At 60.1% G+C, this 13,292-nt stretch carries 10 protein-coding genes; all 10 read left to right on the top strand.

What is annotated here, in order from left to right:
- Positions 1-193: 193 nt before the first annotated feature.
- The 10 genes from tssB (at position 194) to FKG95_RS09735 (ending at position 13,136) form a co-directional block, all read left to right on the top strand.
- Positions 194-724: a type VI secretion system contractile sheath small subunit gene (gene tssB / locus FKG95_RS09780; protein WP_179954027.1), complete on the top strand. Its 531-nt coding sequence runs from the start codon at positions 194-196 to the stop codon at positions 722-724.
- Positions 724-2,223 carry a type VI secretion system contractile sheath large subunit gene (tssC, locus tag FKG95_RS09775; RefSeq protein ID WP_142896172.1) on the top strand — a complete coding sequence of 500 codons (1,500 nt, stop codon included), beginning with the start codon at positions 724-726 and terminating at the stop codon, positions 2,221-2,223. The genes tssB and tssC (FKG95_RS09775) overlap by 1 nt, the downstream gene beginning before the upstream one ends.
- 119 nt (positions 2,224-2,342) lie before the next feature.
- A complete protein-coding gene (gene tssC / locus FKG95_RS09770) occupies positions 2,343-3,884 on the top strand; it encodes a type VI secretion system contractile sheath large subunit (RefSeq protein WP_142896171.1) in 1,542 nt (513 codons plus the stop codon).
- Between the two features lie 24 nt (positions 3,885-3,908).
- Positions 3,909-4,745: a type VI secretion system accessory protein TagJ gene (locus tag FKG95_RS09765; RefSeq protein WP_142896170.1), complete on the top strand. Its 837-nt coding sequence runs from the start codon at positions 3,909-3,911 to the stop codon at positions 4,743-4,745.
- A 7-nt stretch (positions 4,746-4,752) separates the two neighbouring features.
- The gene (gene tssE / locus FKG95_RS09760; protein ID WP_142896169.1) at positions 4,753-5,247 is read left to right on the top strand and encodes a type VI secretion system baseplate subunit TssE; all 495 of its coding nucleotides are present in this window, start codon (positions 4,753-4,755) and stop codon (positions 5,245-5,247) included.
- On the top strand, positions 5,240-7,066 hold the full coding sequence (gene tssF / locus FKG95_RS09755) for a type VI secretion system baseplate subunit TssF (protein WP_142896168.1): 1,827 nt from the start codon (positions 5,240-5,242) through the stop codon (positions 7,064-7,066). The genes tssE and tssF overlap by 8 nt, the downstream gene beginning before the upstream one ends.
- Positions 7,030-8,169, top strand: coding sequence for a type VI secretion system baseplate subunit TssG (tssG, locus tag FKG95_RS09750; protein ID WP_142896167.1), 1,140 nt, complete (start codon positions 7,030-7,032; stop codon positions 8,167-8,169). The genes tssF and tssG overlap by 37 nt, the downstream gene beginning before the upstream one ends.
- Before the next feature lie 13 nt (positions 8,170-8,182).
- Complete coding sequence (locus tag FKG95_RS09745) at positions 8,183-9,733, top strand: class I SAM-dependent methyltransferase (protein WP_142896166.1); 1,551 nt, start codon at positions 8,183-8,185, stop codon at positions 9,731-9,733.
- 132 nt (positions 9,734-9,865) lie between these two features.
- Positions 9,866-12,559 (top strand): type VI secretion system ATPase TssH, encoded by a 2,694-nt coding sequence (gene tssH, locus FKG95_RS09740; protein WP_142896165.1) that lies wholly within the window; start codon positions 9,866-9,868, stop codon positions 12,557-12,559.
- 100 nt (positions 12,560-12,659) lie between these two features.
- Positions 12,660-13,136, top strand: coding sequence for an Hcp family type VI secretion system effector (locus FKG95_RS09735; protein ID WP_142896164.1), 477 nt, complete (start codon positions 12,660-12,662; stop codon positions 13,134-13,136).
- Positions 13,137-13,292: the final 156 nt, after the last annotated feature.

The raw sequence follows: 13,292 nt of genomic DNA, 5'->3' as shown, positions 1-13,292 counted from the left end.
TTATCGGTAAGGCGGCAGAACGGAGGCGGCATAACGGCAGCCGCGGGGACAAGATTGTGATAATTTGTGTTACGATGAGTTTCGAGACGTAAAGCTGCCGACAGGAATTTTATGGCTGCCACGGGTGTTGTGGTCGAGTAGAGCGCCGCGAGCGTGGCGAATCATATAGTACGAGCAACTGAGGACAGGGATCATGGCGAGTATTCACAGTAAATTGGAGCGCGTCCGCAAACCACGCGTACACATCAGCTACGATGTCGAAACGGAAGGAGCGGTCGTTCAGAAGGAACTGCCGTTTATCGTTGGTGTCATGGGCGATTTTTCCGGCGATCCGACGGAACCTCTGGCATCCTTGAAAGACCGCAAGTTTGTTCAGATCGACCGCGACAACTTCAATCAGGTCATGGGGCGGATCAATCCCGGTCTGCAGATGAAGGTCGAGAACACCTTAAAGGGCGATGACAGCGAAATGGCTGTTGATCTGAAGTTCCGTTCGATCGAGGACTTCGAGCCGGGTGCCGTTGTCGAACAGGTGCCGGCGCTTAAAAAGCTTCTGGAAACCCGCAATCAGCTCCGCGATCTTATGAGCAAGGTGGACCGATCCGAGGATCTCGAGGCGCTGCTGGAGCGTGTTCTGCAGAACAAGGACGCGCTGTCCGAACTCTCAGGCGAACTGGGCGTCGATGAGGCGGCTGAAGGCGACGCGGATAAAGGAAAAGAATAATGAGCCAGACTGAAACCGATGCCCAAGCCGAAGCCCAAACGACAGAGGCCGAAGGCGAAGTCAGCCTGCTGGAGCAGGCGATCGGGGCAACCAAGCAGACCGAGCCGGAGCGCGCGACGGAACTCTTGAAGACCCTGACCGAGGAAGCCCTCAAGGGAACGGTCAGCTACAGCAAGAACCTGACCGTGACCTTCAATCAGGCGATCGAAGAAATCGACAAGGCCATGTCGAAGCAGTTGGCCGCCGTCATGCACAACGAGAAATTTCAGAAGCTGGAAGGCTCCTGGCGCGGACTGCATCATCTGGTGATGAATTCCGAGACCAGCGCCACGCTCAAGATCCGGATGATGAACGTCTCGAAACGCGATCTTTACAAGGATCTCAGCAAGGCGGTCGAGTTCGATCAGAGCCAGACCTTCAAGAAGATCTACGAAAACGAATTCGGTACGCCCGGCGGCGAGCCCTTCGGGGCTTTGATCGGTGACTACGAATTCACCAATCATCCGGAAGATGTCGAGCTGCTAACCAGCATGTCGAATGTGGCCGCGGCCTCCTTCGCACCCTTTATCTCAGCGGCCGGTCCGAAGCTCTTCGGTTTCGACGACTACAACGAACTCTCCAAGCCGCGGGATCTCGAGAAGATTTTCGAATCCATCGAGTACGCGAAATGGCGTTCTTTCCGTGAGAGCGAGGATGCGCGTTTCGTCAGTCTGGTCATGCCGCGCGTGCTGGCCCGTCTGCCTTACGGCGAGAACACCAAGCCGGTCGAGGAGTTTGGTTTCGAGGAAGGCGAGATGGACGCGAACGGTGCCGCCAAGCCCATGGGGCATGACGAGTACACCTGGATGAATGCGTCCTATGTCATGGGCACGAAAATGACCGATGCCTTCGCCCAGTACGGCTGGTGCACGGCCATCCGCGGCGCGGAAGGCGGCGGCCGGGTGGATAATCTGCCCAGCCATGTCTTCATGAGTGACGACGGCGACCCGGATCAGAAGTGCCCGACGGAAATCGGCATCACCGACCGGCGCGAGGCCGAACTCAGCAAGCTCGGCTTCCTGCCGCTCTGTCACTACAAGAATACCGACTATGCGGTCTTCTTCGGTGCGCAGACCGCGCAGAAACCCAAGAAGTACGATCGTCCGGAAGCAACGGCGAACGCAGCGATCTCGGCCCGTTTGCCGTACATGATGGCTACCTCTCGTTTTGCGCATTACCTGAAGATCATGGCGCGGGACAAGATCGGTTCCTTCATGGAGGCGTCGGACTGCGAAGACTGGCTGAACCGCTGGATCCTGAACTATGTCAACGGCAATGCCAGCTCGGGTCAGGAAATGAAGGCGAAGTACCCACTGGCCGAGGCCAAGGTCCAGGTGAAGGAAATTCCGGGCGCGCCGGGCTCCTACAATGCAGTGGCCTGGATGCGTCCGTGGCTGCAAATGGAAGAGTTGACGACCTCTATGCGCATGGTCGCCAAGATTCCTCAAATCGGCGGCTGATGACGCCTGGCTAGGGGAATGTTCGGCGGGGGCAGATCCTGTGAGTGCGACCGGTCGGCTGAAGGGCTTCAGCCGCCGGCGCCTCATGAGAGTGCCGCCTGCCGGGCCAAACTGCTGCTATGACTCAAGCTGCTGTCACGCTTGCCGGCGTTTCCGCCGCGCTTCGCGAACGGCGTTCCGAGGCCGTGGGCAGCACGAGTCTGGCAACCGGCTTGCACGGCGACGGCGACCGCCTGCAGGCTTTTCTCTCGACCACTCATGCAATTCAGGGTCTGCGGCTCTGGTTCGGTGACGGTAAGCTGCTGCAACCACCCTACGACCGGGAGGCGATCCTCGCGGCGCTGGACCGGGATATCGCTTATCTGGACCGGCTGTTGTCCGATCAAGTCGATGCCATCCTGCATCATCACAGGTTCCAGAGACTGGAAGCCTCCTGGCGGGGCGTCGACTACCTGGTCGAGCAGGCCGATCAGGAAGCCGGAGTCAAAATCAAGGTTCTGGATATCTCCTGGGCCGAGGTGACGCGCGATATGGAGCGCGCGATCGAATTCGATCAAAGCCAGCTCTTCACCAAAATCTACGAGAATGAGTTCGGCATGCCGGGCGGAGAGCCTTACGGTGTGCTGATCGGCGACTATGAAGTCCGTCATAAGCGCGGCAAGGATCATCCGACGGATGATGTCTCGACACTGAAGTCGCTCGCGCAGGTCTCAGCCGCGGCCTTTGCACCCCTGATCGTGGGGGCGGCACCGGAATTGCTGGGCCTGGACAGCTTCCGGGATCTGGGGACACCGATCGATCTCGGAACGGTGTTTCGGCAGCCGGAATACGACCGCTGGCGGTCCCTGCGCGAATTGGAGGATGCGCGCTTTCTCGGCGTGACCCTGCCCAGGATCCTCATGCGGCTGCCTTATAAAGACGGAGCCGCACCGGACTGCGGATTCCGTTACAATGAGGCCGTCTCGGGCAATACCGACAGCCGCTATCTCTGGGGCAGCGCGGCCTATGCCTTTGGCGGCATCCTGATCAGAAACTTTTTCGACAGCGGCTGGTTCGCGGACATCCGTGGCGCCGCGCGCGACGTGGTCGGTTACGGCCTGGTACCGGGACTGACCGTGCAGAGTTTCGATACCGACCGCAGAGGAATCGCGATCAAGTACTCGACCGATGTCTCGGTCTCCGAAACGCAGGAGATGGAGCTGAGCAATCTCGGGTTCATTCCCTTGAGCAAATGCGCGAACAGCGAATACTCGGTTTTCTACAGCAATCAGGCCGTCCAACTGCCCAAAACCTATGACCGGCCTTCGGCGAATGTGAATGCGCGGCTCTCGGCTATGCTGCAGTATATCCTCTGTGTTTCGCGCTTCAGCCATTACGTCAAGGTCATGGGGCGCGACCGGGTCGGCTCCTTCATCACCGCCGAAGAGTGCGAGGAGTTCCTGCAACGCTGGCTGCTGAACTACTGCTCGGCTGTCGACGGGGCATCGCCGGAGCAAAAGGCCAAGTACCCTCTGCGGGAAGGCCGGGTATCGGTGCGGGAGACGCCGGGACGTCCGGGCGTCTATAGTTGCACGGTGCACCTTCAGCCCCATGCGCAACTCGATCAGGTAATCACATCATTTCGACTCGTGACGGAACTCTCGACCGTCGGCACCGCGTGACGCGGTTTTGGAAAGGATTGAACGATGGCCTTAAGTGCCAAGGAGCTTTATCAGGCGGGGAATCTGGCGGACGCCATTGCTGCCATGAACGACGAGGTCCGCAAGAACCCGGTCGATCAGGGCCGGCGGGGTTTTCTGGCCGAACTGCTGTGTTTCTCCGGCAATCTGGAGCGCGCCGACAAACTGCTGGATGTGATCTCGACCCAGAACCCCGATGTCGCCGTTGGCGTTGCCATGATCCGGCAGCTGGTCCGCGCGGATCAGGCGCGCCGGGAACTTTTCTCGGCGGGCCGTGTGCCTGAGTTTCTCGAACAGCCGTCAGATGCGTTGAGTAAGCATCTCGAGGCCGTGACCCTGTTGCGGGAAGGTGACGCAGCCGGCGCGGCAAAAATTCTGGAAGACGCAGAGGCCGCGCGGGCGAGCTTGAGCGGAACCTGCAACGGCAAGTCTTTCGATGACTTTCGCGATCTTGACGATGTGACCGCATCCTTCTTCGAAGTCCTGACCAGCACCGGAAAGTACTTCTGGGTGGAGATGGCGCGCGTGCGGGAAATGGAATTTCACGCGCCGGAGCGGCCGATCGATCTGATCTGGCGCCGGGCGTCGGTCGATGTGATCGATGGTCCGGACGGCGACGTTTTTATTCCCGCCATTTACCTGCCGCCCAGCGATGCCCTGGACGCGGGTTACGGCACGGCGGAGCAGGTGATCGACGATCAGGTTCTGCTGGGACGCAGTTCCGATTGGGTCGGCGGCGAGGGCAGTCCGGCACGGGGGCTTGGCCAGCGCTGCTTCCTGATCGGTGACGATGTCGTGCCGGTGATGCAGCTGGAATCCCTGCAATTCAATCCGGCGGGCTGAGGGCTCCATGGCGCGTCTCGATCCCGATCAACCCATCCTGCCGTCGGTGCTCGACCGTTTGCTCGACGCGCATCCGGACGAGAGCAAGGACCGGCCAAAATCGCGCGGCCAGCCCCTTGCCGAGCTGCGCAATGCCATCCGGCGGGATCTCGAGGCTCTGCTCAATACGCGCCAGCGCCATCTCTCCTGGCCGTCCGAACTGAAGGAACTGGAGCGTTCGCTGCTGAATTTCGGCATCCCAGACGTGACCCGGATCGATGTGGCGACCCAACAGGACAGGCAGGATTTCTGCCGTGAACTCGAGGTCGCGATCCGCCGGCACGAACCGCGGTTTCAGTCCCTGAAGGTCATTATGCTCGATAACGCGGAGCCGCAGGACCGGACCCTGCGGTTCAGGGTCGAGGCCCTGGTCTTTGCCGACCCGACGCCGGAGTCGATGGTCTTCGATTCGAGCCTGGACCCTGTGACTCAAAACTTTTCGGTGACCAAACCCAATGGCTGATGACCTGCTGCCATACTATAACCGTGAACTGACTTACGTTCGTAAGCTGGCGGCGGAATTCGCCGATGCACATCCCAAGATCGCGGGACGTCTGCGTCTCAGCGCCGATGCCGTCGAGGATCCGCATGTCGGGCGCCTGATCGAGGGCTTCGCCTATCTGACCGCCCGGATCCGCCACAAGATCGACGATGACTTTCCGGAGCTCACCGACTCCCTGATCTCGGCGCTCTATCCTCACTACCTGGCGCCGATACCCTCCATGTCGATCGTCAAGTTCGATTGTCAGGCTGATCATACCGGCTCCTACAAGGTGCCCCGGCAAACGGAGATCGAGACGGAGCCGGTCGGTGGCGAGCGCTGCTGCTTCACCACCTGCTACGACACGACGCTCTGGCCCATCACCGTCGAGAATGCGAGCCTGACCGGGCGGCCGCTCGTAGCGCCGGCCAATCCGCGCGGCGCTGGTGCGGTCGCCGTGCTGCGGCTCAGTCTGAAGTGCCTGAGTGAGGAGATGAGCTTTACCAAGCTGGGGCCGGAGTCTCTGCGTTTCTTCCTGCGCGGGCAGCCGCAGCAGGTCCTGCCCCTGCACGAGCTGCTGTTCAATAATACGATCTCGATTGCGCTGGCCGACGGAGTTTCGGATCCCAATCCGGTGATCCTGGGGCCGGATGCCATCAAGCCTGTGGGCTTCGGGCGCGACGAAGGGCTTTTGCCTTATCCGGCACGGTCCTTTGCCGGATACCGTCTGCTGACCGAGTATTTTGCCTTTCCCGAGAAGTTCCTGTTCTTCGATCTGACGGCGCTGGAGGGCAAGACCCTGCTCGATGCCGGAAACAAGCTCGAGGTTTTCATCTACCTGAACCGGACTTCGAGCGACCTGGAGCGGAGTGTGTCGGCGGAGAGCTTTGCGCTCGGCTGCACGCCCATGGTGAACCTCTTCAAGCAACGCGCTGAGCCCATCTCGCTCAACCAGACTTCTCATGAGTACAGGGTTGTGCCGGACGCACGGCGGGAGGGCGTTAGCGAAGTCTATTCCATCGACGCGGTGTCCATGACATCGCCGGATGGTGACACGGCGGAGGTTGCGCCCTTTTATTCGCTGAAGCACAGCGGCGATCCCAGGCGGGATCTGCGGTTCTGGCACAGCGCGCGCCGGCCCGCCGGCCAGTTCGACCGGGGGACGGAGGTGTACCTGTCCCTGGTCGATTTGGATTACGTGCCCTCCATGCCTGCCAATTGGACGCTCTCGATCGGCATGACAGGCCTGAACCGGGATCTGCCGGGTAAGCTGCCATATGGTGGCGGGCATCCCTATCTGCGGCTGGTGGAAGGGGCGTCTCCGGTCAGCAAGCTCAGCTGCATCACTGCGCCGACCGAGACCCTCCGGCCGCCTGCCGGACCGAAAGGCTACTGGCGTCTGATCTCACATCTCAGCCTGAACCATCTTTCCATTACGGATGCGGAGAGCGGTGAAGGGGCCGACGCGCTGCGCGAGATTCTGAAACTCTATGACTTCAGGGATTCCGCCGAGACCCGTGCCGTGATCGATTCCGTGCTTTCGGTCAGGAACCGGCGCGTTGCCGCCCGGGCGGCTTCGCTGGGCGTCGGCGGAGTCTGCAGAGGCATGGAAGTCGAGATCGAATTCGACGAGAAAGGCTTTTCCGGCAGCGGACTCTTTCTCCTGGCGCAGGTGCTTGAACGCTTTCTGGGCCTCTATTGCTCGATCAACTCATTTACCCGTTTGACCGCCCGTGTGAAGGGGCGTTCAGGAGTACTGCGAAAATGGCCCCCAAGAGCCGGCGACCGGACGCTTCTCTGATCGACGAGTTGTTTCGCGCACCATACCGCTTCGGGTTTTTCCAGGCGGTGCGGTTGCTTGAAGCGGCGAAGCGTATACCCTTGCGCCGAAAGGGAGCTAAGGGCGGCGAAGATGCCCGCAGCCCCAACAGCGGTGCGGTTGGTGAGGATGTGCCGCCGGGATCGGAAGCCGTCCGCTTTCGGGCCTTGCCGGCCCTGCATTTTCCACCGAGTGAAATCAGCAAGATCGTTCAGCCCAAGCTTGAGTCCAAGAGCGGGGGCGCAGGCGAGAAACCCGCGCCGCCACCCGAGATGACCGTCGGCTTCATGGGGCTGACCGGCCCCAGCGGTGTCTTGCCGCCGCATTATACCGAGACCGTGATTCGGGAGACTCGCGGAAAAAATCTAGCGCTGCGCGATTTCTTCGACCTCTTTAACCACCGGCTGATTTCCCTGTTCCTGCGTGCCTGGGAAAAATACCGCCTGCCGCAGGTCTATGAGCGCGCGGGACGTGACCGGGAAGATCCGGTGACCTCGAGCCTCTATGCCATGATCGGCTTCGGGGAGAGCAGCCTGCGCAAGCGCCTGGCCTTCGACGACCAGCTGCTGCTGCATTATGGCGGGCACTTAAGCCATTCCCCGCCTTCCGCCGTGGCCTTGGAGGCCCTGCTGTCGGACTTCTTTGAGCGCAAGGTCGAGATCGATCAGTTTCAGGGGCGCTGGCTCACGCTGGCCGAGGACGAGTGCACTTCGCTGCCTGCGAATCCGCATATGGATCCGGGGTTTTGCCGCTTGGGTGTCGACGCGGTCGTGGGCTCCCGGGTCTGGGATGTGCAAAGCAGTTTCCGGATCCGTATGGGGCCCCTCAGCTACGACCAGTTCGTGGCCTTCATGCCCGAGGGGGACGAGCTTCTGAAGCTCGCACAAATGACGCGTCTTTTTGTCGGCGCGGACAAGTCTTTCGACGTGCAGCTGACCTTGCGCGGCGATCAGGTCCCTGCGCTTCAACTTGGCGGTGGAGGCAAGGGGCCGGGCCCGAGGCTGGGCTGGAATACCTGGTTCAAAAAAGACGACCATCGCGGCGATGTTTCCGATGCGGTCTTCTCGCTGGATAACTACGCATAAACGGGAAAAGTAAATGAGTTCATGGGACGCGGGCTATATCTCCGACATCGAGTATGTGCCCGGATTTTATAAACAGCAGGCACCGATCTATCTGAATTTCGCCTGCATGCTGAACGGCTATGAGCCGGTTTCGCTGAAACGCGGGTTCACCTATTGCGAACTGGGTTGCGGGCAGGGGCTGACGGCACTCATGCTCGCGGCGGCCAACCCGCAGGGCGAATTCCACGCCATGGATTTCAATCCGGCCCATATCGCCCGCGCAGAACGGCAGGTCACCGAGACGGGCCTGACCAACATCACCTTTCATGAGGCCGGTTTCGATGACTTTGCCCAGGGCCGTGTCGAGAAGCTGCCGCAGTTCGATTTCGTTACCATGCACGGTGTCTACAGCTGGATCAACGACGAGAACAAAGCGGCCATCGTCACCTTCCTGTCGCGCTACCTGAAGCCCGGCGGCATTGTCTACGTCAGCTACAACTCCATGCCCGACACGACGGCAGGGCTGCCGTTGCAACGCATGTTCAGTGAGTTTTCACGCCTGATGCCGGGCCGCAGCGATATGCAGGTGGAACGCGCCCTGAAGTTCGCGACCGAACTGCGCGACAGCGGCGCGAATTTTTTCGCGGATAACAAACGTCTCGACTATCTGATCAAGACCTGGGAGGGGGAAGGCGGTCAATACCTGGCCCATGAATATCTCAACGCACACTGGACCCCGCTCTATCATGCGGACGTGGCGCGTGATCTGGCGCCGGCGAAACTCTCCCACGTGGCGTCCTGCATTCTGCTGGAGAATTTTCCGGATCTCACCCTGACGCCTGAACAGAAGGAGATTCTCAATCAGGTGCAGATCCCGGAGATCCGCGAGACCTTCAAGGACTATTATCTGTCGCGCACCCTGCGGCAGGATGTTTTTGTTCGGGGCGCCCGGCGTATGAGCCGGGAACGCCAGAACCAGCTTTTTGCCGAACTTCAGATTGCCACGGTGGTCCCGAGGACGGATGCCTCGACAAAGGTGCTTGCACCGCGCGGTCATATTGAGGTCTCCGCCGAAGTCTACGGCGAGGTTTTCGATGCACTGAGCGAAGGACCGAAGACGATGTTCGAACTGATGGCCCTGCCGGCGATCCAAAAGCATCCGGAGTCGACCATGCAGGAGATCGCGGGCATTCTTATCGGATCCAATCAGGCACAACCGGTTGCGGGGCCGGCAGCCGGGACAGCAGCGGAGTCTCTTCGGTCTCTCAATCATTTGCTTTGCAAGCAGACGCGCGCGGAGAACGCCCAGCTTTCCAGTGCTCTGGCGTCGCAGCGACTGGCGAGTGCGGTTCCGGTCACGAGCCTGGAGACGCTGGTCTTCCTCGGTCTGTGCGAGGGTCTGGATAAGGATCCGGATGCTTTTGCGTCTTTCATCTGGAAAACATACGAAGACCGCGGTGAGCGTCTGATTAAGGATGGCCAGCCGGTCGAAGGCCGCGAAAACAACCTGCAGCATGTATCGGAAAGGCTGCAGGAGCTCTTGTCGAAAAAGAAGCCGATTTGGGAGTCGTTGGGCATGTTCTGAGAGAAAACAAAGGGCTGTCGAACAGCGTTCAATTTGTTACTGTGCAAATAGCGCTGTCGGTTTTTAAAAAAATGGCGTAAAACAAGATTCGAGTGCATACAAACGAGCTATGCGCCACGAGAAGGGGGACAGATGGCTGCAGTGGATTTGAAGGCGCTTGTCGGCAAGTTGAATGGGATTTGCCGGACGTCCCTGGAGAGCGCCGCGGGCCTTACTCTCTCCCGAAGTCACTACAACATTGAGATCGAGCATTGGCTGCTCAAGCTGCTCGAGAGCAGTAATTCCGACCTGCAGCTTTTGCTCCGTCATTACGAGGTCGACGAATCGCGGCTGATCGCGGACCTGACCCGGGTTCTCGACTCCATGAAGACCGGCAACAGCCGCGCCCCGGCGCTCTCGCCCCAGGTGGTGAAGCTGGCGCGTGAATCCTGGGTGCTGGCGTCCCTGCAATATGGTGCGCCGAAAGTCCGCTCCTGCCATTTGCTTGGAGCCTTGCTTTTGGACGAAGGGCTCGCTCCGGTCGCGCGCGAGTCTTCGGCGCAGTTTGCGCGCATCCCGGTAGAAGACCTGCAGCGGGACATGATGAAGATCGTCGCCGACAGTGACGAAGCGATCGGCGAGTCTGCCGCACAGAGCAGTGAACCCGGGAGCGATGCGCCTGCCGTGGCCACGGGTGCCGCCGGTGGCACCGCACTGGCGCAGTTCACTATCAATCTGACCCAGCGCGCACGGAATGGTGAGATCGACCCGGTTCTGGGACGTGATCCGGAAGTGCGCCAGATTGTCGACATTCTGACCCGCAGGCGTCAGAACAATCCGATTCTGACCGGCGAGGCGGGTGTCGGAAAGACGGCGGTGGTGGAGGGTTTTGCCCTGCGTCTCGCGTCGGGCGACGTTCCGCCGGCGCTACAGAACGTGGCATTGCATACCCTGGACCTGGGATTGCTGCAGGCGGGCGCTGGGGTGAAAGGCGAATTTGAAAACCGCCTGAAATCGGTGATCGAAGAGGTAAAAGCCTCGCCAAAACCCATCATCATGTTCATCGACGAAGCCCACACCCTGATCGGGGCCGGTGGGCAGGCCGGGCAGGGGGATGCGGCCAATCTGCTCAAGCCGGCCTTGGCGCGCGGAGAGCTGCGCACCATCGCGGCGACCACCTGGGCGGAATACAAGAAGTACTTCGAACGCGATGCGGCGCTCGCCCGGCGCTTTCAGGTGGTCAAGGTCGAGGAGCCGACGGAAGCCGTCGCCATCGAGATGATGCGCGGGCTGGTCGACACCCTGGAGAAGCACCACGGGGTGCGCATTCTCGATGAAGCCGTGATCGATGCCGTGCGGCTGTCTCACCGCTACATTCCGGGCCGGCAGCTGCCCGACAAATCTGTCAGCCTGCTGGACACCGCCTGTGCCCGCGTGAATATGAGTCAGGCCGCGGTGCCGCCGGAGATCGAGGACCGCCGGCGCAGGCTCGAGCAGTTGGATGTCGAAAGCGGGATCCTGGAGCGCGAGGCCGCGACCGGTGGCGCCCATAGCGCGAAGCTCACGGAGATTGCCGAGCAAAAGGAAAAGGTCGGCGATGAGCTGGCTGAACTCGAGGAGCGCTGGGCCAAGGAACGTGACCTGATCGGCCGGATCCGGGATCTGCGGGATAAGCTGGAAGGGGCCCATGCCGGCAACGGCGAGGAGGAGCAGGATCCGGACGGGGAAGCTCAGGAGCCGGCATCCGAAGAAGACATGAAGGCCTGGCTGGCCGAGCTCGCCGAGTTGAATTCGCAGCTGGATGAAATGCAGGGCGAAGCACCTTTGCTGCAGGTTTGTGTCGATGGCCAGGCGGTGGCGTCCGTGGTCGCAACCTGGACCGGCATCCCCGTTGGCCGAATGGTCTCCAACGAGATCCGGCAGGTGCTCAACATCAAGGAAGATCTCGAGAAGCGGATTATCGGACAGTCCCACGCCCTCGACGCCATTGCGCAGGCGATGAGAACCTCTCGTGCCAAGCTGACCGATCCGCGCAAGCCGATCGGGGTGTTCCTCTTTTGCGGCACCAGCGGCGTGGGTAAAACCGAGACCGCACTCTCGCTTGCCGAGCTGCTGTATGGCGGCGAGCAGAACGTCACGACGATCAATATGTCCGAGTTCAAGGAAGAGCATAAGGTTTCGACCCTGATGGGATCGCCGCCCGGATATGTCGGCTACGGCGAGGGCGGGGTCTTGACCGAAGCGGTCCGGCGGCGGCCCTACAGCGTGATCCTTTTCGATGAGATGGAGAAGGCACACGCGGGCGTGCAGGATGTTTTCTATCAGCTTTTCGACAAAGGCATGCTGCGCGACGGTGAAGGCCGGGACATCGACTTCAAGAATACCGTCATCATCATGACATCGAATGCCGGTACGGACACGATCGCCGGGCTTTGCGACGACCCGGAAACCATGCCGGATGAGGCGGGACTGGCCGAGGCTTTACGCCCTGAATTGCTGAAGGTTTTCAAGCCGGCCTTTCTCGGCCGCGTGACACTGGTTCCCTACTTCCCGCTGAGCGACGAGGTGATCAAAGGAATTGTAAAGCTGCAACTGGACCGGGTTGCGGCCCGGGTTCGCGAAAACTACAAGGCGGAATTCAGCTATGACGAGGCCTTGATCGACTCGATTGCCGAGCGCTGCAAGGAGAACGAGAGCGGCGCGCGGAACATCGAGCACATTCTTTCCCGGACCATGCTGCCGGAGATGTCGGCACTGTTTCTGGAGCGCATGGCAGAGGGTGGAGAAATCACTGACGTTGGTGTTTCGGTAGACGAAAGTGGTGGCTTTGAGTACCGTATCGGGTAAATATTCCCATCGTATTTTGAGCCGCAATTAACGCGGGTTTTTGCTTAGAAGATTCGCAACGAAAAGCTAATCACAACGATGTACTGGAGGTAGGAAGACCATGGCGATTTACGTAAAGTATGATGGTATCGATGGCGATGCGACTCACGACAAACATAAGAAATGGATCCAGGTCAATTCGCTTCAATGGGGCACCGGCCGTGCGATTATGACGAGCACCGGCCAAACCTCAGGCCGCGAAGCCTCGGAACCCTCGGTCAGTGAAGTCACCTTCTCGAAGGAACTGGACGCTTCTTCGGCCCACCTCTTTACGGAAGCGACCACGGGCGCCGCAGGTAAAAAGGTCGAGATCCATCTGGTCAGCACGGGCAGTCCTGGAGATCTCTATCTGACCTATGAACTGACGAACGCACTGGTCTCCGGCTACAGCGTCAGCAGTGGCGGCGACCGTCCGACTGAATCGGTCAGCATCAACTTCACCAAGATCGAAATGAAGTACACTCCGTTCGACGAAAAGCACAAAGCGGGATCGCCGATTCCTGCCGGCTACGATATGACCACGACCAAGAAGGTCTGATCCGGTTTTCCGGGCTTGCAGCCTGCCTGGCGGAGAAACGCCGCCTGGCAAGCTGCAGTACGGATATCGGGACTCAAGACGCCGTTAAGGCGGCGCCGGAGCCTGTCAGCTTGCTGCGCATGCGTATAAGCGAAGCGGCTCCGCATTATTGGTTTG

The organism is Denitrobaculum tricleocarpae, assembly GCF_007004665.1.
GTDB classification, from domain to species: Bacteria; Pseudomonadota; Alphaproteobacteria; order Kiloniellales; family Kiloniellaceae; genus Denitrobaculum; species Denitrobaculum tricleocarpae.
This window is presented reverse-complemented; position numbering and strand designations above follow the sequence as displayed.

What these genes read in the sequence shown, in the direction of transcription:
- tssB (WP_179954027.1), top strand. Translation starts at nt 194, where the DNA reads ATGGCGAGTATTCACAGTAAATTGGAGCGCGTCCGCAAACCACGCGTA.
- tssC (WP_142896172.1), top strand. Translation starts at nt 724, where the DNA reads ATGAGCCAGACTGAAACCGATGCCCAAGCCGAAGCCCAAACGACAGAG.
- tssC (WP_142896171.1), top strand. Translation starts at nt 2,343, where the DNA reads ATGACTCAAGCTGCTGTCACGCTTGCCGGCGTTTCCGCCGCGCTTCGC.
- FKG95_RS09765 (WP_142896170.1), top strand. Translation starts at nt 3,909, where the DNA reads ATGGCCTTAAGTGCCAAGGAGCTTTATCAGGCGGGGAATCTGGCGGAC.
- tssE (WP_142896169.1), top strand. Translation starts at nt 4,753, where the DNA reads ATGGCGCGTCTCGATCCCGATCAACCCATCCTGCCGTCGGTGCTCGAC.
- tssF (WP_142896168.1), top strand. Translation starts at nt 5,240, where the DNA reads ATGGCTGATGACCTGCTGCCATACTATAACCGTGAACTGACTTACGTT.
- tssG (WP_142896167.1), top strand. Translation starts at nt 7,030, where the DNA reads ATGGCCCCCAAGAGCCGGCGACCGGACGCTTCTCTGATCGACGAGTTG.
- FKG95_RS09745 (WP_142896166.1), top strand. Translation starts at nt 8,183, where the DNA reads ATGAGTTCATGGGACGCGGGCTATATCTCCGACATCGAGTATGTGCCC.
- tssH (WP_142896165.1), top strand. Translation starts at nt 9,866, where the DNA reads ATGGCTGCAGTGGATTTGAAGGCGCTTGTCGGCAAGTTGAATGGGATT.
- FKG95_RS09735 (WP_142896164.1), top strand. Translation starts at nt 12,660, where the DNA reads ATGGCGATTTACGTAAAGTATGATGGTATCGATGGCGATGCGACTCAC.